Origin of the sequence: Magnetospirillum sp. XM-1, assembly GCF_001511835.1 — a bacterium.
GTDB lineage: Bacteria > Pseudomonadota > Alphaproteobacteria > Rhodospirillales > Magnetospirillaceae > Phaeospirillum.
Genome location: NZ_LN997848.1, coordinates 747,431 through 768,028, shown reverse-complemented (window position 1 = coordinate 768,028; position 20,598 = coordinate 747,431). Strand labels below are relative to the sequence as shown.

At 67.6% G+C, this 20,598-nt stretch carries 24 protein-coding genes; 10 read left to right on the top strand and 14 right to left on the bottom strand.

The genetic code is table 11. From position 1 onward, the window contains the following. The first annotated feature begins 84 nt into the window (after nucleotides 1-84). The gene (locus XM1_RS03735) at nucleotides 85-435 is read left to right on the top strand and encodes a helix-turn-helix domain-containing protein (RefSeq protein WP_068429954.1); all 351 of its coding nucleotides are present in this window, start codon (nucleotides 85-87) and stop codon (nucleotides 433-435) included. A 90-nt stretch (nucleotides 436-525) separates the two neighbouring features. Here the strand turns inward: XM1_RS03735 and XM1_RS03730 are convergent, their stop codons facing one another. Continuing rightward, nucleotides 526-1,110, bottom strand: coding sequence for a Crp/Fnr family transcriptional regulator (locus tag XM1_RS03730; RefSeq protein WP_068429947.1), 585 nt, complete (start codon nucleotides 1,108-1,110; stop codon nucleotides 526-528). Between the two features lie 84 nt (nucleotides 1,111-1,194). On the opposite strand from XM1_RS03730, the gene XM1_RS03725 reads away from it, so the two are divergent. Then, entirely contained in the window at nucleotides 1,195-1,653 is a 459-nt protein-coding gene (locus XM1_RS03725; RefSeq protein WP_068429944.1) for a Spy/CpxP family protein refolding chaperone, read from the top strand. A 10-nt stretch (nucleotides 1,654-1,663) separates the two neighbouring features. Here XM1_RS03725 and hslU read toward each other — a convergent pair whose 3' ends face one another. Beyond that, complete coding sequence (gene hslU / locus XM1_RS03720) at nucleotides 1,664-2,992, bottom strand: ATP-dependent protease ATPase subunit HslU (protein ID WP_068429941.1); 1,329 nt, start codon at nucleotides 2,990-2,992, stop codon at nucleotides 1,664-1,666. Further along, on the bottom strand, nucleotides 2,992-3,540 hold the full coding sequence (gene hslV, locus XM1_RS03715) for an ATP-dependent protease subunit HslV (RefSeq protein WP_068429939.1): 549 nt from the start codon (nucleotides 3,538-3,540) through the stop codon (nucleotides 2,992-2,994). Before hslV ends, hslU begins: the two co-directional genes overlap by 1 nt. Nucleotides 3,541-3,672: 132 nt before the next feature. Here hslV and hisB point away from each other — a divergent pair, with 132 nt between their 5' ends. From hisB to XM1_RS03685, 6 genes are all read left to right on the top strand, one after another. Then, complete coding sequence (gene hisB / locus XM1_RS03710) at nucleotides 3,673-4,272, top strand: imidazoleglycerol-phosphate dehydratase HisB (protein WP_068429937.1); 600 nt, start codon at nucleotides 3,673-3,675, stop codon at nucleotides 4,270-4,272. Continuing rightward, nucleotides 4,269-4,919, top strand: a complete 651-nt coding sequence (hisH, locus tag XM1_RS03705) for an imidazole glycerol phosphate synthase subunit HisH (protein ID WP_068429934.1) — start codon at nucleotides 4,269-4,271, stop codon at nucleotides 4,917-4,919. The genes hisB and hisH overlap by 4 nt, the downstream gene beginning before the upstream one ends. A 1-nt stretch (nucleotide 4,920) precedes the next feature. Next, nucleotides 4,921-5,640 carry a 1-(5-phosphoribosyl)-5-[(5-phosphoribosylamino)methylideneamino]imidazole-4-carboxamide isomerase gene (hisA, locus tag XM1_RS03700; RefSeq protein WP_068429931.1) on the top strand — a complete coding sequence of 240 codons (720 nt, stop codon included), beginning with the start codon at nucleotides 4,921-4,923 and terminating at the stop codon, nucleotides 5,638-5,640. A 4-nt stretch (nucleotides 5,641-5,644) separates the two neighbouring features. Next, on the top strand, nucleotides 5,645-6,403 hold the full coding sequence (gene hisF, locus XM1_RS03695; RefSeq protein WP_068429929.1) for an imidazole glycerol phosphate synthase subunit HisF: 759 nt from the start codon (nucleotides 5,645-5,647) through the stop codon (nucleotides 6,401-6,403). 100 nt (nucleotides 6,404-6,503) lie between these two features. Next, entirely contained in the window at nucleotides 6,504-6,833 is a 330-nt protein-coding gene (locus XM1_RS03690) for a phosphoribosyl-ATP diphosphatase (protein WP_068429927.1), read from the top strand. A gap of 23 nt (nucleotides 6,834-6,856) precedes the next feature. Beyond that, a complete protein-coding gene (locus XM1_RS03685) occupies nucleotides 6,857-7,225 on the top strand; it encodes a histidine triad nucleotide-binding protein (protein WP_068429925.1) in 369 nt (122 codons plus the stop codon). A gap of 177 nt (nucleotides 7,226-7,402) precedes the next feature. Here XM1_RS03685 and XM1_RS03680 read toward each other — a convergent pair whose 3' ends face one another. From XM1_RS03680 to rsmI, 8 genes are all read right to left on the bottom strand, one after another. Then, on the bottom strand, nucleotides 7,403-8,014 hold the full coding sequence (locus XM1_RS03680; RefSeq protein WP_231920682.1) for a hypothetical protein: 612 nt from the start codon (nucleotides 8,012-8,014) through the stop codon (nucleotides 7,403-7,405). 155 nt (nucleotides 8,015-8,169) lie between these two features. Next, entirely contained in the window at nucleotides 8,170-9,684 is a 1,515-nt protein-coding gene (locus XM1_RS03675) for a YifB family Mg chelatase-like AAA ATPase (protein WP_068429920.1), read from the bottom strand. Between the two features lie 74 nt (nucleotides 9,685-9,758). Beyond that, a complete protein-coding gene (locus XM1_RS24665) occupies nucleotides 9,759-10,892 on the bottom strand; it encodes a peptidylprolyl isomerase (RefSeq protein WP_068429915.1) in 1,134 nt (377 codons plus the stop codon). Between the two features lie 773 nt (nucleotides 10,893-11,665). Further along, nucleotides 11,666-12,613: a glutathione synthase gene (gshB, locus tag XM1_RS03665; protein WP_068429912.1), complete on the bottom strand. Its 948-nt coding sequence runs from the start codon at nucleotides 12,611-12,613 to the stop codon at nucleotides 11,666-11,668. A gap of 17 nt (nucleotides 12,614-12,630) precedes the next feature. Further along, nucleotides 12,631-13,479: a SirB1 family protein gene (locus XM1_RS03660; RefSeq protein ID WP_068429910.1), complete on the bottom strand. Its 849-nt coding sequence runs from the start codon at nucleotides 13,477-13,479 to the stop codon at nucleotides 12,631-12,633. Then, on the bottom strand, nucleotides 13,479-14,078 hold the full coding sequence (locus tag XM1_RS03655; protein WP_231920681.1) for a BON domain-containing protein: 600 nt from the start codon (nucleotides 14,076-14,078) through the stop codon (nucleotides 13,479-13,481). The genes XM1_RS03660 and XM1_RS03655 overlap by 1 nt, the downstream gene beginning before the upstream one ends. Nucleotides 14,079-14,140: 62 nt before the next feature. Continuing rightward, the gene (locus tag XM1_RS03650; RefSeq protein ID WP_068429908.1) at nucleotides 14,141-14,530 is read right to left on the bottom strand and encodes a YraN family protein; all 390 of its coding nucleotides are present in this window, start codon (nucleotides 14,528-14,530) and stop codon (nucleotides 14,141-14,143) included. Continuing rightward, nucleotides 14,527-15,426: a 16S rRNA (cytidine(1402)-2'-O)-methyltransferase gene (gene rsmI / locus XM1_RS03645; protein ID WP_082700357.1), complete on the bottom strand. Its 900-nt coding sequence runs from the start codon at nucleotides 15,424-15,426 to the stop codon at nucleotides 14,527-14,529. The genes XM1_RS03650 and rsmI overlap by 4 nt, the downstream gene beginning before the upstream one ends. 32 nt (nucleotides 15,427-15,458) lie before the next feature. Here rsmI and XM1_RS03640 point away from each other — a divergent pair, with 32 nt between their 5' ends. Further along, nucleotides 15,459-16,817, top strand: coding sequence for a penicillin-binding protein activator (locus tag XM1_RS03640; RefSeq protein WP_068429901.1), 1,359 nt, complete (start codon nucleotides 15,459-15,461; stop codon nucleotides 16,815-16,817). A gap of 1 nt (nucleotide 16,818) precedes the next feature. Here the strand turns inward: XM1_RS03640 and hemW are convergent, their stop codons facing one another. From hemW to rph, 3 genes are all read right to left on the bottom strand, one after another. Next, nucleotides 16,819-17,952, bottom strand: coding sequence for a radical SAM family heme chaperone HemW (gene hemW / locus XM1_RS03635; protein WP_068429899.1), 1,134 nt, complete (start codon nucleotides 17,950-17,952; stop codon nucleotides 16,819-16,821). A gap of 104 nt (nucleotides 17,953-18,056) precedes the next feature. Then, nucleotides 18,057-18,677 carry an RdgB/HAM1 family non-canonical purine NTP pyrophosphatase gene (gene rdgB, locus XM1_RS03630; RefSeq protein ID WP_068429897.1) on the bottom strand — a complete coding sequence of 207 codons (621 nt, stop codon included), beginning with the start codon at nucleotides 18,675-18,677 and terminating at the stop codon, nucleotides 18,057-18,059. Further along, nucleotides 18,674-19,393: a ribonuclease PH gene (gene rph / locus XM1_RS03625; RefSeq protein ID WP_068429893.1), complete on the bottom strand. Its 720-nt coding sequence runs from the start codon at nucleotides 19,391-19,393 to the stop codon at nucleotides 18,674-18,676. The genes rdgB and rph overlap by 4 nt, the downstream gene beginning before the upstream one ends. A gap of 137 nt (nucleotides 19,394-19,530) precedes the next feature. On the opposite strand from rph, the gene hrcA reads away from it, so the two are divergent. Continuing rightward, a complete protein-coding gene (gene hrcA / locus XM1_RS03620; RefSeq protein ID WP_068429884.1) occupies nucleotides 19,531-20,595 on the top strand; it encodes a heat-inducible transcriptional repressor HrcA in 1,065 nt (354 codons plus the stop codon). Nucleotides 20,596-20,598 lie beyond the last annotated feature (3 nt).

Sequence of the window (20,598 nt, the reverse complement as noted above, 5' to 3'; positions counted from 1 at the left end):
GGCCGGATTTCGGCTCCGGCGGCCATTGAGGCCGCGGCCAAGCGAACGGAGTTCGCGCCCGGCGAGGGCCGGAAAGGAATCTTCATGACTCCGTTCGGCGCCCGTGTCCGTGCATTGCGCGACGCCAAGGGTATCCAGCTGCGCAAGATGGCCGCCGACCTGCACATCTCGGCCGCCTATCTCTCGGCGCTGGAGCACGGCCATCGCGGCCGCCCCGCTCCCGGCCTGGTGATGCAGATCTGCGGCTATCTCGGCTGCATCTGGGACGAGGCCGAGGAGCTGAAGGCCCTGGCCGAGCTGTCCCATCCCAAGGTGACGCTGGACACCTCGGGCCTGTCGCCCGTCCACACCGAACTGGCCAACCGCCTGGGCCAGACCATCCGCGACCTGCCGGAGGAAACGGTGGTGCGGTTGCTGAAGGTGTTGGGGGAATAAAGCGGGGCTTTGCCCCGGTCCCCATCGGGAGGAGAACCTTCCGAACCCACCCTTTGTTTCAGGAATCTGGAGGTCTGGGCGGCAGCCCGATCATTTCAGCCGAAACACCCTTTTATCCGGACGCTCCAGCCTTCCCTCGGCCACCAGGGCGGCCAGGGTGCGGTAAAGCGCCTCGTGGGTCAGGCCGATTTCCTGGGCGGCGACGGAAATGGGGCGGTCGAGGGCGACGGAATCCTCGGCGGCGCCCAATTGGGTCAGCCAGGCCACCACTCGGTCCTTTGCTCCCGGCAGGCGCATCACCTCCTGGCGGCCGCGCAGCCTTTGCACCTCGCGGGCGAGATAGGCCGAGAAGGCCAGGTTGAGATCGGGATGGGCGCGCAGGAACAGCAGCAAGGCCGCTTTGGGATAGATACGCACGCGGGCGGCGGTCTCGGCCACGGCGTCGCAATGGTAATGGGAGGCGAACAGGGCGGCCTCGGCAAACAGCGAGCCGGCGCGGGCCAGGTGCAGGGTCACCGCCGACCCGTCGGGGCCGAAGCGCGTCATGCGCAGGCGGCCCTGCTCCACGTGAAACACGGCGCGGGCCTCGTCGCCGCGCCGGAAAAGCGTCTCGCCCGCGTCCAGGTCGCGGGTGGTGCCGCCGATGCCGCCCAGCACCTTGCCCCAATCTTCCATGCCATCCTCCAAGTTATGATCGGGATCATAAGAGAAGGACCGTGTCTTGCCTATGGTTGAGACATGCCGTTCCGGGAGGTTTCCATGAAGAGCGTCCTTGCCGCCGTCCTTGTCCTGATCGCCCTGCCGGTTTGCGCCGCCGACCGGCCCAGCGGCCTCGCGCCGCAGCAGATGGAGGGATTGCTGGCCGGGCGCGGCATGGGCCTGTCCATGCCCGCCGAGATGAACGGCAAGCCGGGACCCCTGCATGTGCTGGAGCATGCCGATTCCCTGGGTCTGAGCGAGGTGCAGCGCCAAACCGCCGTCGGGCTGGTGGCGGCCATGAAGGCCGAGGCCATTCCTCTCGGCCGGGAGGTGGTGGAGCGGGAAAGCCGCCTGGATTCCGCCTTCGCCGCCGACGGGGCAGGGGCCGAAACCCTGGTGGCCGAGATCGCCGCCCTTCAGGGCCGTTTGCGCTGGGTCCATCTGCGGACCCATCTGGCCATGGCCGAGGCGCTGACGCCGGAACAGGTGGCGCAGTATCGCCACCTGCGGCATCACTGAGGGAAAAATCCTACAGGATGAACTTAGCCAGATCGGCCTTCTTGGCCAGGGCGCCCACCCGCTCGCGCACCATCTCGGCGGTGATACTGATGCTGGTGCCGGGGGGCTGGTCGGGGGCGGTGAAGCTGATCTCCTCCAGCAGCCGCTCCATGACGGTCTGCAGGCGGCGCGCCCCGATGTTCTCGACGCTGGCATTGATCTCGGCGGCCAGGTCGGCGATGGCCTCGACCGAGCCGGGCTCGAAGCTCAAATTCACCTCCTCGGTGGCCAGCAGGGCCTCGTACTGCTTCAAGAGGCTGGCCTCAGGCTCGATGAGGATGCGCATCAGGTCGTCGCGGGACAAAGCCTTCAGCTCGACGCGGATGGGCAGGCGGCCCTGCAGTTCGGGCAAAAGGTCCGAGGGCTTGGCCAGATGGAAGGCGCCCGAGGCGATGAACAGCACGTGGTCGGTCTTCACCGAACCGTGCTTGGTGGCCACCGTGGTGCCCTCGATCAGCGGCAGCAGGTCGCGCTGCACACCTTCGCGGCTGACATCGCCGCCCACGTGGTGCTCGCTTGAGCGGGCGCAGATCTTGTCGATCTCGTCGATGAAGACGATGCCGTGATTCTCCACCGACCAGATGGCCTCCTTCACCACCTTGTCCTGGTCGAGCAGATTGTCGGATTCCTCCTTGGTCAGGACGTCCAGCGCCTCCTTGACCGGCAGCTTGCGCGGCCGGGTGCGGCCACCGCCGAACGCCTTGCCCAGCATGTCCGACAGGTTGATCATGCCCACCTGCGAGCCCGGCATGCCGGGAATGTCGAAGGCCGGCATGCCGCCCGCCCCGGTATCGGCCACCTGGATCTCCACCTCCTTGGAATCCAGGGCTCCTTCACGCAGCATCTTGCGGAACTTCTGGCGGGTGTCGGCGCCGGCGGTCTCGCCCACCAGGGCGTCGAGCAGCCGTTCCTCGGCGGCGATCTCGGCCTTGGCGGTGACCTGTTTGCGCAGGCGTTCGCGCGTCATCAGGATGGCGACCTCGACCAGATCGCGGACGATCTGCTCCACATCGCGGCCCACATAGCCCACCTCGGTGAACTTGGTGGCCTCCACCTTCAGGAAGGGGGCCTGGGCCAGGCGCGCCAGACGCCGGGCGATTTCGGTCTTGCCCACCCCGGTGGGGCCGATCATCAGGATGTTCTTGGGCAGAACCTCCTCGCGCAGGCTTTCCGACAATTGCTGGCGGCGCCAGCGGTTTCTGAGCGCGATGGCCACGGCGCGCTTGGCGTCGTTCTGGCCGACGATGAACCGGTCCAGTTCCGAAACGATTTCGCGGGGGGAGAAGGCGGCGGCGCTCATTACAGGCTTTCCACGATCATGTTGCCGTTGGTGTAGACGCAGATCCCGGCGGCGATGCTCATGGCCTTGCGGGCAATGGCCTCGGCGTCCAATCCATCCACGTCGATCAGGGCCCGTGCCGCGGCCAGGGCATAATTGCCGCCCGAGCCGATGCCGATGATGCCGTCCTCGGGCTCCAGCACGTCGCCCTGGCCGGTCAGCACCAGCGAGACGTCCTTGTCGGCCACCGCCATCATGGCTTCCAGGCGGCGCAGGTAGCGGTCGGTGCGCCAATCCTTGGCCAGCTCGACGCAGGCCCGGGTCAGCTGGCCGGGATGCTTCTCCAGCTTGGCTTCCAGGCGCTCCAGCAGGGTGAAGGCGTCGGCGGTGGCGCCGGCGAAACCCACCAGGATGGTGTCGCCACCCACCTTGCGCACCTTGCGGGCGTTGCCCTTGATCACCGTGGCGCCCAGGCTGACCTGGCCGTCGCCGGCGATGACCACGCGGCCCGCTTTGCGCACGCACACAATGGTGGTGCCGTGCCAGGAGGGAAGGGGGGATTCGGACATTGCAATGGACCCGAAGGGAAAAGGGGCGGGCATCATAGCAAAGGCTGGCAGCCATGCCCGAGAAAATTGGGGCTCGGACTGGCATAGGGCGCGTATTCCTGATACTAAACGGGGCAGATTATGGAGGGCCCCATGCGCAAGGCTGCCATCACGCGCAATACCACCGAGACCAGCATCAAGGTCGCCGTCGATCTGGACGGCAGCGGCAAGTACGCCGTCAAGACCGGGGTGGGTTTCCTCGACCACATGCTGGAGCAATTGTCCCGGCATTCGCTGATGGACCTCGAGGTGGAGGCCAAGGGCGATCTGCACATCGACGCCCACCACACCACCGAGGACGTGGGCATTGCCATCGGCCAGGCGGTGAACCAGGCGCTGGGCGACCGCAAGGGCATCGCCCGCTACGGCTCGGCCTATGTCCCCATGGACGAGGCCCTGACCCGCGTGGCGCTCGACCTGTCCAACCGCCCCTACCTGATCTGGAAGGTGACGTTCGGCCGCGACAAGCTGGGCACCATGGACACCGAGCTGTTCAAGGAGTGGTTCCAGGCCTTCGCTCAGGCGGCGGGTGCGACCCTGCACGTGGAAAGCCTGTACGGCGACAACGACCACCACATTGTGGAAAGCTGCTTCAAGGCCCTGGCGCGGGCCTTGCGCGCCGCCACCGAGATCGACCCGCGCAAGGCCGATGCCGTGCCCTCGACCAAGGGCACCCTCGGGGGATCGCTGTGAGCGGTGTCGTCGCCATTATCGATTACGGCTCGGGCAACCTGCGCTCGGCCGCCAAGGCCTTTGAGCGGGTGGTGGCCGAGGCCAGTCTGGACCTCAGCGTGGCGGTCACCAACGACCCTAAGGTGGTGGAGCGCGCGACGCGCATCGTGCTGCCCGGCGTCGGCGCCTTCGCCGATTGCCGCGCCGGCCTGATGGATCTGCCCGGCATGGCCGAGACCCTGACCGAGCGGGTGCTGGCGCGCGGCGTGCCGTTCTTCGGCATCTGCGTCGGCATGCAGCTGATGGCCTCCATCGGCCGCGAGCACGGCATGCATGCCGGGCTGGGCTGGGTGGCCGGCGAGGTGGTGCCGCTGGGCGTCGAGGACCAGGGGCTCAAGGTCCCGCACATGGGCTGGAACCAGCTGGTGCCGGACGGGCTGTCCCATCCGCTGCTGGCCGGGCTGGATTCCGAGGCCCACGCCTATTTCGTCCATTCCTACAAGTTCGTGCCGGCCAATCCCGCCCATTGCCTCGCCCATGTGGAGTATGGCGGCCCGGTCACCGCCGTGGTGGGCCGCGACAACATGGTCGGCACCCAGTTCCATCCCGAGAAGTCCCAGATCACGGGGCTCAAGGTGATTTCCAACTTCCTGACGTGGACTCCTTAAGATGTTCCTGTTTCCCGCCATCGACCTCAAGGACGGCGCCTGCGTTCGGCTCAAACTGGGCCTGATGGAGGAATCCACGGTGTTCAACACCGATCCCGGCGCCCAGGCCCGCGACTTCGCCGCCGCCGGCGCCGAGTGGATTCACGTGGTCGACCTCAACGGCGCCTTCGCCGGCAAGCCGGTCAATGGCGCCGCGGTGGACAGCATCCTCAAATCCGTTACGGTCCCGGTCCAACTGGGCGGCGGCATCCGCGAGATGGCCACCATCGAGGATTGGCTGGCGCGCGGCATCCGCCGGGTGATCCTCGGCACCGTGGCGCTGAAGAACCCGTCTTTGGTCAAGGAGGCGTGCAAGCGCTTTCCCGGCCGGGTGGCGGTGGGCATCGACGCCAAGGGCGGCAAGGTGGCGGTGGAAGGCTGGGCCGAGACCTCGGACCTCACCGTGCTGGAACTGGCCCGCAAGTTCGAGGATTGCGGCGTCGCCGCCCTGATTTACACCGACATCGATCGCGACGGCGTGCTGGCCGGCCCCAATGTGGCGGCCACGGCGGCGCTGGCCGATGCCATCTCCATTCCGGTGATTGCCTCGGGCGGCGTGTCGAGCCTCGACGACCTCAAGGCGCTGAAGGCGTACCCCAAGCTGGAAGGCGTCATCTCGGGCCGCGCCATCTATGACGGGCGCATCGACGTGGCCCAGGCCATCGCGCTCCTGAAGGCCTGAGCCCATGCTCAAGATGCGCATCATCCCCTGCCTGGACGTCAAGGACGGGCGCGTGGTCAAGGGGGTCAACTTCGTCGATCTGATTGACGCTGGCGATCCGGTGGAGCAGGCCAAGCTTTATGACAAGGCCGGCGCCGACGAGCTGACCTTCCTCGACATCACCGCCAGCCACGAGAACCGCGACACCATCTACGACGTGGTGCGCCGCACGGCGGAGCAATGTTTCATGCCGCTGACCGTGGGCGGGGGCGTGCGGGTCAACGACGACATCCGCAAGCTGCTGCTGGCCGGGGCCGACAAGGTCTCCATCAACACGGCCGCCGTGCATCGCCCGGAATTCGTGCGCGAGGCGGCCGAGAAGTTCGGCAGCCAGTGCATCGTGGTGGCCATCGACGCCAAGCAGACCGGGCCCGGCAAGTTCGAGATCTTCACCCATGGCGGCCGCAATCCCACCGGCATCGATGCGGTGGAATGGGCAAGGCGCATGACCGAATACGGGGCGGGCGAGATTCTGCTGACCTCCATGGACCGCGACGGCACCAAGCAGGGCTTCAACATTCCGCTCACCCGCGCCGTGGCCGACGCCGTCACCGTGCCGGTGATCGCCTCGGGCGGCGTGGGCAATCTCGACCATCTGGTGGAAGGCATCCGCGACGGCCACGCCACCGCCGTGCTGGCCGCCTCCATCTTCCATTTCGGGACCTATACCATCGCCCAGGCCAAGGCGCACATGCGCGCCGCCGGAATTCCCGTCCGCCCCTGAGGGGGGTGCCCTTGAGGGGGGTGACAGTCCCGCCGCCATCTGTTAGGCAGGGGCGTTGGGGAAAGATGACGGTCTGGATCAAGTTTAAAGAGAGGGTGCGTTGGCCCAGGACAGCAAGATTCTCGAGGAACTGTACACGGTGATCGCCAGCCGCAAGGGCACCGATCCCGACAAGTCCTATACCGCCAAGCTGTTCGCCCGCGGGCGTGGCAAGATCGCCCAGAAGTTCGGCGAGGAAGCGGTGGAGACCGTGGTCGCCGCCCTGTCCGAGGGCAAGGAGCAGCTGGTGGGCGAAAGCGCCGACACGCTGTATCACCTGCTGGTGCTGTGGGCCGATTGCGGCGTCGAGCCGGCCAAGGTGTGGGCCGAACTGGCCCGGCGCACCGGCACGTCGGGCATCGACGAGAAGAAGTCGCGCGCCAAGAAGTGACGATTCCTGCACGGGAGAGAGAGATGGCCTACGATTCCAACAACATCTTCGCCCGTATTCTTCGGGGGGAAATCCCCTGCAAGAAGGTGCACGAGGACGAGCACACCCTGGCCTTCCACGACATCAATCCCCAGGCCCCCGTCCATATCCTGGTGATTCCCAAGGGCGCCTATGTCTCCATGAACGATTTCTCGGCGCGGGCCTCGGATGCCGAGATCGCCGGTCTGGTGCGCGCCGTGGGCAAGGTGGCCGAGATGGCCGGCGTTACTGCCGACGGCTGGCGCATGCTGAGCAATATCGGCGAGAACGGCCACCAGGAAGTGCCCCACCTGCATATCCACATCTTCGGCGGCCGCAAGCTCGGTCACATGCTGCCCAAGACCGGGGCGTAGGCCGAGTCATCAGACACGGATAGACGCGGATGCGGTGCTGCCGCGCCGCTCACGGATGAATGGGAGATTCCTTTTATCCGCGCTTATCCGTGGCCGCGAAGCGGCATCCGCGTCCATCCGTGTCTAAAAATTGTCGGAACCGTTTTCAGGAACGGCAACCGGACCGAAACGATCCGCCTATTCTGCCGCTTCCAGCCCGCGGGCGGTTTCCAGCAGGACCTGGCGGATGTGGTTGACCTGGCCGACCGCCGGTTGGGGCAAATCGCCCATGGGGCGCATCATGCAGGCGTGCCAGACCCGCTGGCCTTCCGGCCCGTCCATGTAGACGCGCAGCAATTTCAGCGCGCCCTGCAGGGTCTTGACGGTGCGGCTGTCGGCGTAGAACTGGTCCCAGGTCAGATTGTTGCCGTGGATGACCATCAGCGCCTGGATGATGGTGCGGCAATGGCGCTCGAAGGCCTCGAAGCGCTTTTCCAGGGCGTGCTCTAAAAATTCGAAGTAATGGGGCAGGTAGCCGCGCTGCAACACCATGCCGTCGCCGGCCAGCAGATGCTCGAAGGGACGTACCATCAGGCGGTGGAAGGGGTTGGAACGCGCCCCCACATTGCCCTTGGGCATCTGGTGGACCTTGCGGCAGGCCTCTTCCTGACGGATATAGGCGGCGTCCAGCACCATGCTGCCGCCGCTGATCAGCGCCGAGATGCGTTCGAGGTCGTGCAGTCCGACCTTGCCGTCCTGGGCCTTTTCGCGGGCCAGGGTCAAGATCACGTCGGTAACGATCATCGCCATGTCATGGCAACGCCGCTTATCCGTGGCCGATCCACAGCCCTTAATCGGTGCGGAGACATTCATCGGGTATTGACCCCATTTCTCACCGGCTGTCCGAGCATGGGGCCGGGCACGCAAAAGGCGCAATGCCCACAGACGTCATAGGGCGATAGGACTCAACCGGCGCGGCCCGGCATCAGTCTTCGGTATGAGAGCGCCTCGGCCACCTGCAGGCGCCCGACCGCCTCGGCCCCCTGGAGGTCGGCCAGCGTGCGTGCGACGCGCAGCACCCGGTGCCAGCCGCGCGCCGACAGGCGCATGCGCTCGGCCGCCTCGGTGAGCAGGCGGCGCCCGGCCTCGTCGGGCGAGGCCACCTTCATCAGCAATTCCCCGTCGGCTTCGGCATTGGTGCGGATGGCGGCACCCCGGTAGCGGTCCAGCTGCAGGGCGCGGGCGGCCGCCACCCGCGCCGCAACTTGCGCCGAACCTTCGGCGGGCGGCGGCAGGGACAGATCGGCGGGGCTGACGGCGGGCACCTCCACATGCAGGTCGATGCGGTCGAACAGCGGGCCGGAAATCTTGGACTGGTAGTCCTGGCCGCATTTGGGCGCCTTGGAGCAGGCGAGCGCCGGGTCGCCCAGATGACCGCAGCGGCAGGGATTCATGGCCGCCACCAGCTGGATGCGGGCGGGATAGGTGACGTGGGCGTTGGCGCGAGCCACCACGGCGCGGCCCGATTCCAGGGGCTGGCGCAGTGCTTCGAGCGCACCCCTCTGGAATTCCGGCAGCTCGTCGAGGAACAGGACGCCGTTATGGGCCAGCGACACTTCGCCCGGCCGCGCCCGCAATCCGCCGCCCACCAGGGAGGGTACGGAGGCGGAATGATGGGGGTCGCGGAAGGGCCGCCGGGTGAGCAGGCGGCCTTCGGCCAGCTGCCCCGCCACCGAGTGGATCATGCTGACCTCCAGCGCCTCGGCGGGCTCCAAGGGCGGCAGCAGGCCGGGCAGACGGGCGGCCAGCATGGACTTGCCCGAACCGGGCGGGCCCATCATCAGCAGATTGTGGGCGCCGGCGGCGGCCACTTCCAGGGCGCGCTTGGCCGTTTCCTGGCCCTTGATGTCCTTCAGATCCAGATAGGCCCCGTCTTCGTCCATGCGGCGCGGGGTGGGGCGGGCGAGAATCTGGCTGCCCTTGAAATGATTGATCAGCCCCAGCAGGGAGGGAGCGGCCAGCACCTCCACCTCGCCCGCCCAGGCGGCTTCCGAGCCCTGGGACTGGGGGCAGATCAGACCTCTGTCGCTGGCATTGGCGGCGATGGCGGCGGGCAGCACGCCCGCCACCGGAGCGATGGAACCGTCCAGGCCCAGTTCGCCCAGGGCGACATAGCCCATGATCTCGTCGGCGGGAATCACCCCCATGGCGCCCAGCAGGCCCAGCGCGATGGGCAGGTCAAAATGGCTGCCTTCCTTCAACAGATCGGCGGGCGCCAGATTGACGGTGATGCGCTTAGGGGGAAGCGCCAGGCCGATGGCGTTGAAGGCGGCGCGGACCCGTTCGCGGCTTTCCCCCACCGCCTTGTCGGGCAGCCCCACCAGGGTGAAGGCCGGCATGCCCGCCGCCACCTGCACCTGAACGTCGATGTCGAGGCAGTCGATGCCGGAAAAGGCGACGGTAGCGGTGCGGGTGGTCATGGAAAGGCGGTTCCCCTATTCGGCGCGGGGATCATACCTGTTGTATGCAATGGCTGCCATGCCCGTTCACGGGCTTACGGCGCCGGCTGGCCGGCGGGTTGCTTGTCGACGACCGGCCGGACCCGGAACGCGGTGAGGATGATCACCATGAACGGCAACAGGATCATCATCAGCACGCCGATCGCGAAGAGCAAGGCCAAGTCGACGCCGATAATGGTGAACAGGTCGGACAGATGCTCGATCTTGAACAAGGCGACCAGGGTAAAGACCACGACCGCCAAAACCGAAAGGGCTGTGCCGCCGTTGGCGATGCCGCTTTCCAGCCGGCTGGGGGTGAGGTTGGGCGAGAAGTCGAAGAACAGGAACCGATAGCCCCACAGCTTAATCGCCTTACCGATGGCGGCCGGAGCAAGGAAGGTCCAGGCGAGCCACAGCACGAGCAGGGCGGCGCAGGTCTTCTCCCAGCCGCGATAGCCCGCCCAAGCCGCCACTGCGGGCAACAGGAACAGGGGCGCCAGCCAGCACAGCTTGTGGGTCTGCGAGCGGAAGACGAAACGGAACTGGGTCCCCAGCTGGGGCACATAGGTGGTCTCGACCAGTCCCGCCGCCTCGGCCTCGGCGACAATGGCGGCTTCGGCCTCGTCCTTCGCCTCGTCCCTGGCCTGGAGCAGGGCTCTTTCCCGCGCCTTCCAGTCCCAGGCGGCCTGGTTCAGGGCGGCGACTTCCGCCGCGGCCTCCTCGGGGGTGGCCGCCCGCACCTCCGTCACCGTGGCGGAAAACACCAGCGTCATGCCGGCCAGCGGGTGGTTGGCGTCCAGCTCGACGTTGCGGTCGTCCACCGCGACCACGCGGTATTGGAGCGAGGTTCCCCGATATTCCCGCTCCAGCGTCTCGCCCACCTTGGGGGGCTGCTCGACGTGGTCCAGCGGCACGGTCATGACCAGCCCGGCGTCACGGGCCCCGAACCCGTCTTTGGGCTCCAGGGTTATGTCGACGGCATCCCCGGCCGTCTTGCCGTCCAGGGCTGCTTCCAGCCTGGGAAACAGTCCGCCGTGCCCGCCGTGCAGATAGCTGATGGGCTCGGCCGGAGAATCGACGGTCTCGCCATCCAGGTTGGCCACCTTCAGGCGCAAGGTGACGACGGTATTGCCTTCGATCTTCATGGCGCGGCCCCGGACGGTGTCCCTGTTGCGGGAGATACGGACCATCCGAATGCCATAAGCCGGGGTAATGGGCAATCGGCAGCTTGTCCGGAGGCCAAACCGGCCGCCGCCGAAGCTGCAACCTCAAGATGTATCGCTCCGATGGACGGGACCAGGGGCCAATCCGCCTGCGGGGAATCGTTTCGCTGGCAAGTTCGAGCCAGGGACCGATGCCTGGAACGATCCCCGTCCGGCCGGCGGACGGGTGGAATCCGCCGCCGGCCGGACGGGGTGGCGGCGATGGGGAACTGAGAGAAGGGGGCATTCGTTCAGGCCGTGACGCAAGATGGTTCCGGCAGGGGCGGGACGGGGTCGGAACACCGCCGGCCCGAGGGGATCGCCCGCCGGCTGCGGCCGTCCGGCCATGGCCGATATGGTTTCCGGAAGGAAAACCTGCGGCCTGGAGGCCCGTTAATCCGGCCGGCTTCCCATTGGCGGCGAGAATGGCGTGGTCGCCATTCGGTTGTTGCCGCCTGTTGGCCTTTTCCAATCGCCTGATTCGCCATTCTGCGTCGACAGCGTCGAGGCGAAGGAAGGCGAGGCAAGAAAATAGGAAAAACATCCGTTAATCAAGGTGCGGACGTCTCCGCTCAAATCCTGGGCCGGTCGCTGGTCAAATCGTCCCCCGGACCTCTCAACCGCAAACGCAGTTGAGAGGTCCGGGGGACCCGATTTTCTCAACCACAAACGCAGTCGCAGTGGCGCGACAATGGCTCGCGCAACTGCATCCGTTGATCGCGGATGGGGGAATTTATGAAATATCTGAAGGTTATAACAGTTTATGAAGACGCCCTGCGAGCTTCGATGGCGTCCCAGATCAGGCCCTCGATGCACACGCCATCGAACCGATCGATCTGCTGGATGCCGGTGGGCGAGGTGACGTTGATCTCGGTCAGGTAGTCGCCGATGACGTCGATGCCCACGAAAATCAGGCCGCGTTCCTTGAGCGTCGGGCCGATGGCGGCGCAGATCTCCTGTTCACGGGCCGTCAGCGTGGTGGGTTTGGCGGTGCCGCCCACATGCAGGTTGGAGCGGGCCTCGCCCTCGGCCGGCACGCGGTTCACCGCGCCCACCGCCACGCCGTCCACCAGAATGATGCGCTTGTCGCCCTGGCGCACCTCGGGCAGATAGCGCTGGACCATCACCGGCTCGCGGTAGAGCTGGGTGAACATCTCCAGCAGGGAATTGAGGTTCTCGTCGCCGGGCAGCAGGTGGAAAACGCCCGCGCCGCCGTTGCCGAACAGTGGCTTGACGATGATGTCTTTGTGCTCGTCCCTGAAATCCAGGATCTGCTCGCGGTCCGAGGTGATCAGGGTGGGCGGCATCAGATCGCCGAAATGGGTGACCAGCAGCTTTTCCGGGGCGTTGCGCACATGGGTGGGGTCGTTGACCACCAGGGTGCGGGGATGGATGTGGTCCAACAGGTGGGTGGCGGTGATGTAGGCCATGTCGAAGGGCGGGTCCTGGCGCATCAGCACCACGTCCATCTCCGCCAGGTCCATGGTCCTGGCCTCGCCCAGGCTGAAATGGTCGCCCTTGACCCGGCGCACCGTCAGGGGCCGCACGCGGGCCAGGATCTTGCCGTTTCTCAGCGCCAGGTCGCGCGGCAGGTAATGGTACAGGACATGGCCCCGCTTCTCGGCCTCCAGCGCCAGGACGAAGGTGGAATCGGCATCGATGTCGATGGACTCGATGGGATCCATCTGGATGGCGACGGCAAGGCTCATGACGGGGTCCTTCTTGTTCAGGTCAGGCGGCGTCTCAGCTCGGCCAGCAGCGCCAGGGTGCGGGCCTTGGCCTGGGCGCTGGAGGTGCGGGCCAGGAATTGCTCGAGCGCCGCGACGGCCTGGGCGGCGTGGTCGAGCCGCATGTGCATCAGCCCGGCCTCGCGCCACAACAGGCAGGCGTCGGGGGCCACCAGCAGCAGGGATTCCACCATGGCCAGGGCGCGATCCACGTAGCCCAGGCGAAGCAGCCGCAGCTTGGCGGCGTTGCCCAGCCTGAGCAGCAGGTCGCGGTTGCTCATGGCGGCGTAATGGGCCGGTTCCAGCTCGGCGTCCAGGCCGGCGGCCGCCTTCAGCATGGCGCGAAGATCGGGCGCGGACAGCGGCTGGCCGCCGCCCAGGGGATCGACGATCACCCGGCTGCCGTCGGCGAGCCCTAAGCGCAGCAGGAAATGGGCGGGAAAGGCCAGCCCCTCGGCCACCATCCCGGCCCGCCGGGTCACCGCCAGGGCCAGCAGGCCCAGCGCGTCGTTGCCGCCGCGGCGGCGATCCATCACGGTCAGCAGGTCCAGATCGCCCAGATCGTCGTCGTCGCGCTCGTCGCCCTGGAAGCGATGGCGGCGTCCCAACAGCTGGAACAGGCGAAGGGCCAGGGCCTCGGCGTCGGGGCAATCTTCCGCCTCGGTCCGCAATTGGGCGGCCATCTCGTCGAGCAGGGCCAGATAGGGGGCGATGTCCAGAAGGGCTCCCCGCCGCGCCTGGCCCAGGGCGGCCAGCAGCAGCGCGGGTTCCGCCGGGTCCAGGTCGCGATCCTCCAGCCGGCCCAGGGCCGTCAGGCGTTCGCGCACCCGGGCGGCGGCCTCGCTCATCAGCCGCCGTTCCGCTTGGGATCGGTCTTCAGGCGCACATGGCTGATCACCCGCTTCACCCCGCTGACGTCGCGGGCATGGGCGATCACCCGGTCCAGCTCGGCGCTGCTCTGGGCGATGCCCAGCAGGTAGACCACGGAATCGGTGACATCGACGATGTAGTTGATGTTCTTCACGTCGCCGTCGGTGAGCAGCCGGGCCTTCAGCTTGTTCTGGATCCACAAATCGTTGGCCTGGTCCCAGCCGGATTCGCCGGCGGCCACCACCTTGATCTCGTTCAGGACCTCCTTGACACCGCCCACCTGCCAGCACAGGCGCACCGCGTCGGCGCGGGCCTGCTCGGTGGCGACCAGACCGGTCAGCATCACCCGGCCTTCCGAGATGTTGAGAGTGACCTTGCGGTACATCTCCACATCCTTCTGGAACCATAAGTGATTGATTTCCGTCCTGATTTTCAGGTCATCGACGGCGCCGTCCAGGCCGCGCTCCTCGGCGGCGGCCACGCCGGCCGAGGCGCCGGCCCCCACCACGGTGGCGGCGCAGCCGGACAGCATTCCGCCCATGGCGGCGATCAGCAGGGCATTGAGCAGCGGGCGCAAGGGGACTCTCCTTGATGAACGGCAGAGGATTTCGGCCCCCAGTGTACGGCGGGCGCGAGTCGCTAATCAATTCTCCAAGCGTCGGGGATATGGCGGGGCAGGCGCCAGGGGGCGACCAGCACCATGTCGAAGCGCACGCCGCAGCGGGCCAGCTCGGGCCGTCGGGCCAGGAAGGCGGCCGCGGAGCGCTCGATCCGCTGTCTCTGAAAAGATGTAAGAGATTCAATAGCTTGGTTTAGGCTGGGGCGGTTCTTGACCTCGACGAAGGCCACCAGATCGCCGCGCCGGGCCACCAGATCCACCTCGCCCGCCCCCGATCCCCGGCCGGATTTCAGCCCTTGGGCCAGGATTGCATAACCCTTGAGGCGCAAAAACAGGGCGGCAATCCGCTCCGCCATCCGGCCGCGCCGTTGCGCCGCCTGATGGGAGCGCGAACGGGGTGCGGAATTCATTCCTCGTTGCCCCCTCGGAACAGTCGCAGCGCCGTGGCGTAGACATCGCGCCTCGGATGGCCGGTTTCGGCCGCCACCAGGGCGCTGGCATCTTTGATGGAAAGGCCTTTTTCCACTTCAGCGCGCAAACGGCCCTCCATGTCGGCCGGCGTGGCCGGTCCCCCCGCCTGGGGTCCCGAGACGACGATGGCCACTTCGCCGCGCGGCGGCGAATCGCCATAGCGACCGGCCAGTTCGGACAGGCTGCCCCGGACCACCTCCTCGTGCAGCTTGGTCAGCTCGCGGGTCACCGCCCCCATCCGGTCGCCCAGCACGGTGACCATGTCGGCCAGGGACTCCCCCGTCCGGTGGGGGGATTCGTAAAACACCAAGGTGGCGGGGACCTGGGCCAGCTCCTGCAGCGCGGCGCGGCGCGCCGCCCCCTTGGACGGCAGGAAGCCGGCGAAGAGGAATCGCTCGGAAGCAATGCCTGATAGTTGTAAAGCCGTCAGAACCGCCGAGGCGCCGGGCAGGGCGGTGACGGAGATACCCGATTCGATGCAATCCCGAACCAGCTTGAATCCCGGGTCCGAGACCATGGGGGTGCCGGCGTCGGACACCAGCGCGACCACCTCGCCCCTGCCGAGGCGGGCGAGCAGCGCGGGCCGCGCCTTGTCGGCGTTGTGGTCGTGATAGGGGGTGAGCGGGGCTTTCAGGCCCAGCAGCTGCATCAGCTTGCCGGTGACGCGGGTATCCTCGCAGGCCACCAGATCGGCGTGGCCCAGCACCTCGAGGGCCCTCAGCGTGATGTCGCCCAGATTGCCGATGGGGGTGGCGACCAGATAGAGGCCGGCGCTTGGTTTACTTCCGCGTGCCCAGGGTCTACCTTTCGCCTCAGTGTCGCCGCCGGGCTCCAAGGCTCCGGGGCCGTCGTCCGAGGAGGCTTGTCTTGCGCCATTTGGGCTTTTTCCGGCGCCCCGCCCCGTTCCTGCCATTGCTTGCCGCCATGCTGATGGTTTCGGGCTGTCAACAGGCGTCAGAGTTACCACCTTGGCTCGGCGGAACCAAGCCCGCTCCCCAGGCGCAGTCCGCTCCGGCTCCCGTCCCGCCGCCCGCCGCCGCCAAGACGGCTCCGGCGGCCAAGGACGCGCCCGCTTCCGTTCCCGCTCCGGCTTCGGCCGAGCCGCAGGTGGCCAGCCTGCCGCAAGCCGTCCCTCCCTCCATGCCGGCCCCCGCCCGGACCCTCCATCAGGGCGAGGTGCGCGCCGCCCTGCTGCTGCCGCTGTCGGGGCCGCAGGCCGCCATCGGCCAGGCCCTGTCCAACGCCGCGCAGCTGGCGCTGTTCGAGATCGCCGATGCCAAGTTCAGCCTGATTCCGCTCGACACCAAGGGCACCGCCGAAGGCGCCGCCGCCGCCGCGAGCGCGGCCATGGCCCAGGGCGCCACCATCGTGCTGGGCCCGGTGTTCAGCTTCGAGGTCAAGGCGGCGGCGCCGGTGGCGCGTGATCAGGTCGTGCCGCTGCTGGCCTACACCACCGACCGTTCGGTGGCGGGAAGCGGCGTCTATGCCCTGGGCTTCCTGCCCGGCCCGCAGGTGGCCCGCGTCCTGGCCCATGCCCATGAACAGGGAATGCGGCGCATCGGCGTGCTGGCCCGCTCTGACGATTACGGCCGCGCCGTGGCTGATGCCGCCAAGGAGGCCGCCGCCGCCCAAGGCCTCGAGCTGGTGGCCGTGGATTATTACGATCCCGCCGCCACCGACTTCACCCAGGTGGTCAAGCGCTTCGCTGCGCGCAAGGGCGTGACGTCCAAGGGCGTCCCCGGCTCGGCCTACGACGCCGTGCTGGTGCCCGACGAGGGCGTGCGGCTCAGGAACATTGCTTCGCTACTATCCTATTTCATGAGCGAGGGCGGCGCCGAGGTGCCGCGCCTGCTGGGCACCCTGCTGTGGGACGATCCCAAGCTGACCCAGGAACCGGCTTTGGTCGGCGGCTGGTATCCCGCCCCGCCCGCCGCCGGCCATATGGCCTTCGAGCAGCGCTACGCCAAGGCGTTCGGCGCCCTGCCGCCCCGCTTAAGCGGGCTGGCCGGCATCGCCTATGATTCCACCGCGCTCGCCGCCGCCCTGGCCCGCAACGGCATGGGCGATTACGGCTCGGCCGTGCTGCAGAACCCCAACGGCTTCGCCGGCGTGGACGGTATCTTCCGCTTAGGCGCCAGCGGCGTGGCCGAACGTGGCCTGACCGTCAAGGAAATCGCCCCGACGGGTGCCCGGGAAGTGGGTGCGGCGCCCAGCGCGTTCCAGTAGCTCAGGCGAGCAGCTCGCCCAGCACGGCGTTGAGCACCAGCCGTCCCTTGTCGGTGGTGCGCAGGCCGTGCGCGTCCTCCACCAGGAAGCCGCCCTCGATCATGCGGGCGAGGCCGGCGGGATCAAAGGCGGGGCGCAACTCGGCCAGCAAGGCGGGGCCCAGGCCGTTGCGCAGCCGTAATCCCATCAGCGCCAGTTCCGACAGACGTTCGGCCGGGTCGAGGGGATAGCGGGTCTCGGTGGCGTGGCCGTTTTGCTCCACCTGGGCCAGCCAGGTGCCGGGTGAGCGCGCCTGGGCCAGCGCCTCGCCGCCAAAGCGGCCATGGGCGCCGGGACCGACGCCCAGCCACTCGCCCCCCGTCCAGTAGGTGAGGTTGTGGCGGCACTCGGCCCCGGGGCGGGCGTGGTTGGAGATTTCGTAGGCGGGAAGCCCGGCGGCCTCGCACAGCTCCTGGGTGGCCTCGAACTGAGCCGTCGCCTCGTCCTCGTCGGGCAGGACGAAATCGCCGCGGGCTTGGGCGGGGGCGAACATGGTGCCGTCCTCGACGGTCAGCTGGTACAAGGACAGATGCTCGCCGGCCAGATCCAGGGCGCGGGCCAGTTCGGCCCGCCACCCGGCCTCGGTCTGGCCGGGCCGCGTATAGATCAGGTCGAAGGAGACGCGGGGAAAGATGGCCTGGGCCAGTTTCAGCGCCGCCAGCGCCTCGTCCGCCGAATGCCTGCGTCCGAGAAAGGCCAGCGATTCCGCGTCGAGCGCCTGGATGCCCAGCGACAGACGGTTGATGCCGGCATCGTGAAAGGCGCGGAAGCGGTCGGCCTCGACGCTGGTGGGGTTGGCCTCCAGCGTCACTTCCAGATCGGGGGCGCAAGCCCAGCGGCTTTTCACCATCGCCACCAGGGCGCCCACCGTCTCGGGGGCCATCAGCGAGGGCGTACCGCCGCCGAAGAAGATGCTGGTGGGGGTGCGGCCCGCGGTTTCACTGGCGAAATGATCCAGCTCGGCCAGCAGGGCGGCCCGCCAGCGCGCCTGATCCATGCTTTGGGCGGCATGGCTGTTGAAGTCGCAATAGGGGCACTTGGACAGGCAGAACGGCCAGTGGATGTAGATGCCGAAGCCGGGGGAGGACGAGATCATGGGCTGCCGCCCATACCCGCTTGGGGCCTTGGGCCCCAAACCCCATTGATATAATCAAAAGGGGTCCGGGGTATCACCCCGGATGGGTTTGGGCGATAGCCCAATTAATGCTCCGCTCCGAAACACGCCGCCACCAGCTTGGCGAAGGCGTCGGCGCGGTGGCTGATGGCGTGCTTGGCCGCCGCATCCATCTCGCCGAAGGTGAGCGCGCCGCCCTTGGGCAGGAAGATGGGGTCGTAGCCGAAGCCGTTCTCGCCCTTAGGCGGCCAGACGATGTCGCCTTCCACCACGCCCTCGAAGGTCTCGCAATGGCCGTCGGGCCAGGCCAGCGCCAGGGCGCAGACGAAGCGGGCGGTGCGGTCCTTCTCCTCGCCCAGCGCCGACTGGACCTTGGCCATGGCGAAGGCGAAATCCTTCTTCTCGCCGGCCCAGCGGGCGGAATAGATGCCGGGCGCCCCGGCCAGGGCGTCCACCGCCAGCCCCGAATCGTCGGCCAGCGAGGGAAGGCCGGAAGCAGAGGCGGCGGCGCGGGCCTTGAGCTCGGCATTGGCGACGAAGGTGTCGCCGGTCTCGTCGGGCTCGGCCAGCCCCAAGGTGCCGGCCGAGACGACCTGGGTGCCGTAGGGGGCGAGAAGCTCGCCGATCTCGCGGACCTTGCCGGCATTGTGGCTGGCGATGACCAGCCGGCCTCCGTCGAAACGCCGAGAGGGGAACTTGCGGGTCATGCCAATCCGAGGGCCTTCTTCTGCGCCTGGACCAGCTGGCGGATGCCGGCTTCGGCCAGGTCGGTGAGTGCAAGGAACTGGGCGCGCGAGAAGGGGCGTTCCTCGGCGGTGCCCTGGATCTCGACGATGCCGCCGGTGCCGGTCATGACGAAATTGGCGTCGGCCTGGGCGTTGGAATCCTCGGGGTAGTCCAGGTCGAGGACGGCGGTGCCTTCGTAGATGCCGCAGGAGATGGCGGCCACGTGGTCGGTGAGCGGCACCTCCTTCAACAGCTCCAGGCGCACCAGGCGCTGGAAGGCCAGGTGCAGGGCGACGAAGGCGCCGGTGATCGATGCGGTCCGCGTGCCGCCGTCGGCCTGCAGCACGTCGCAATCGATCTTGATCTGGCGCTCGCCCATGGCGGCGAGATCGGTGACCGAGCGCAACGAGCGGCCGATCAGGCGCTGAATCTCGTGGGTACGCCCCGATTGCTTGCCCTTGGCCGCCTCGCGGTCGGTGCGGGTATGGGTCGAGCGCGGCAGCATGCCGTATTCGGCGGTGACCCAGCCCTTGCCGGTGTTGCGCAGGAAGGGCGGAACCTTCTCTTCCACCGAGGCGGTGCACAGCACATGGGTGTCGCCGAACTTGGCGATGCACGAGCCCTCGGCATGGCGCGACACGCCGGTTTCCAGGATGACGGTGCGAAGCTGGTCGGGGGCGCGGCCGGACGGTCTCATGACGGGTCTGAATCCTCGAAGGAAGGCAAAGAGGCGGCAAGCTACCTCCATATGGTGGGTGTCGTCCACAATCTCGACCCCCCGACATTGACGAGGGGGCAAGGCGCCACTAGATTTTCGCCGCACCGGAGAAGGCAATGGTACGGACCAAGGGCCCCGTCATTACCGAGCTGAACGACAGATCGCGGGAAATCTTCCGCCAGATCGTGGAATCCTATGTGGAAACCGGCGAGCCCATCGGCTCGCGCACCCTGTCGCGCCGCCTCACCCTCGGCCTGTCGCCGGCCACCATCCGCAACGTCATGGCCGATCTGGAAGATTTCGGCCTCCTTTACGCGCCCCATACCTCGGCCGGGCGGCTGCCCACCCAGGCGGGCATGCGCCTGTTCGTCAACGGCCTCTTGGAAGTGGGCCGCATGGCCGAATCCGAGCGCTCGGCCATCGACGCCCAGTGCAAGGCGGCGGGCCGCTCCATGGAGCAGGTGCTGGGCGAGGCCCTGGGCGCGCTGTCGGGATTGAGCCGCTGCGCCGGCGTGGTGGTGGCGCCCAAGATCCAGCGCACGCTGAAACACGTGGAATTCGTCTGGCTGGGCCGCAACCGCGCCCTGGTGGTCCTGGTCACCGAGGACGGCATGGTGGAGAACCGCATCCTCGACCTGCCCGACGGCGTCGAGATGTCCACCCTGGTCGAGGCCGGCAATTACCTGAACGCCCGGCTGGCGGGGCGCTCGCTGGACGAGGTCAGGGACGAGATCACCGCAGAGCTCGAACACCAGCGCACCCTGCTCGATTCGCTCACCAAGCGGGTGATCGAGGCCGGGCTGGCCACCTGGGCGGGCGGCGAAAGCCAGTCGGCGCTGATCGTGCGCGGCCAGTCCCATCTGCTGGAAGACGTCACCGCCGTCGAGGATTTGGAGCGCATCCGCTCGCTGTTCGAGGCGCTGGAAACCTCCGAGCAGTTCCTGCGCCTGGTGGACCTGACCCGGGTCGCCGACGGGGTGCAGATCTTCATCGGCGCCGAAAGCGATTTGTTCGGCGTCACCGGCTGTTCCATGGTGGTGGCGCCCTACCGCGATTCGCGCGAGCGCATCGTCGGCGCCATCGGGGTGATCGGCCCGCAACGCATCAACTACGCCCGCATCATTCCCATGGTCGATTACACCGCGCGTGTGATCGGCCGCCTGATCGGGCAACCCACCTGATTG

Coding starts and splice junctions, on each gene's coding strand:
- XM1_RS03735 (WP_068429954.1), top strand. CDS start 85: ATGACTCCGTTCGGCGCCCGTGTCCGTGCATTGCGCGACGCCAAGGGT.
- XM1_RS03730 (WP_068429947.1), bottom strand. CDS start 1,110: ATGGAAGATTGGGGCAAGGTGCTGGGCGGCATCGGCGGCACCACCCGC.
- XM1_RS03725 (WP_068429944.1), top strand. CDS start 1,195: ATGAAGAGCGTCCTTGCCGCCGTCCTTGTCCTGATCGCCCTGCCGGTT.
- hslU (WP_068429941.1), bottom strand. CDS start 2,992: ATGAGCGCCGCCGCCTTCTCCCCCCGCGAAATCGTTTCGGAACTGGAC.
- hslV (WP_068429939.1), bottom strand. CDS start 3,540: ATGTCCGAATCCCCCCTTCCCTCCTGGCACGGCACCACCATTGTGTGC.
- hisB (WP_068429937.1), top strand. CDS start 3,673: ATGCGCAAGGCTGCCATCACGCGCAATACCACCGAGACCAGCATCAAG.
- hisA (WP_068429931.1), top strand. CDS start 4,921: ATGTTCCTGTTTCCCGCCATCGACCTCAAGGACGGCGCCTGCGTTCGG.
- hisF (WP_068429929.1), top strand. CDS start 5,645: ATGCTCAAGATGCGCATCATCCCCTGCCTGGACGTCAAGGACGGGCGC.
- XM1_RS03685 (WP_068429925.1), top strand. CDS start 6,857: ATGGCCTACGATTCCAACAACATCTTCGCCCGTATTCTTCGGGGGGAA.
- XM1_RS03680 (WP_231920682.1), bottom strand. CDS start 8,014: ATGGCGATGATCGTTACCGACGTGATCTTGACCCTGGCCCGCGAAAAG.
- XM1_RS03675 (WP_068429920.1), bottom strand. CDS start 9,684: ATGACCACCCGCACCGCTACCGTCGCCTTTTCCGGCATCGACTGCCTC.
- XM1_RS24665 (WP_068429915.1), bottom strand. CDS start 10,892: ATGGTCCGTATCTCCCGCAACAGGGACACCGTCCGGGGCCGCGCCATG.
- gshB (WP_068429912.1), bottom strand. CDS start 12,613: ATGAGCCTTGCCGTCGCCATCCAGATGGATCCCATCGAGTCCATCGAC.
- XM1_RS03660 (WP_068429910.1), bottom strand. CDS start 13,479: ATGAGCGAGGCCGCCGCCCGGGTGCGCGAACGCCTGACGGCCCTGGGC.
- XM1_RS03650 (WP_068429908.1), bottom strand. CDS start 14,530: ATGAATTCCGCACCCCGTTCGCGCTCCCATCAGGCGGCGCAACGGCGC.
- hemW (WP_068429899.1), bottom strand. CDS start 17,952: ATGATCTCGTCCTCCCCCGGCTTCGGCATCTACATCCACTGGCCGTTC.
- rdgB (WP_068429897.1), bottom strand. CDS start 18,677: ATGACCCGCAAGTTCCCCTCTCGGCGTTTCGACGGAGGCCGGCTGGTC.
- rph (WP_068429893.1), bottom strand. CDS start 19,393: ATGAGACCGTCCGGCCGCGCCCCCGACCAGCTTCGCACCGTCATCCTG.
- hrcA (WP_068429884.1), top strand. CDS start 19,531: ATGGTACGGACCAAGGGCCCCGTCATTACCGAGCTGAACGACAGATCG.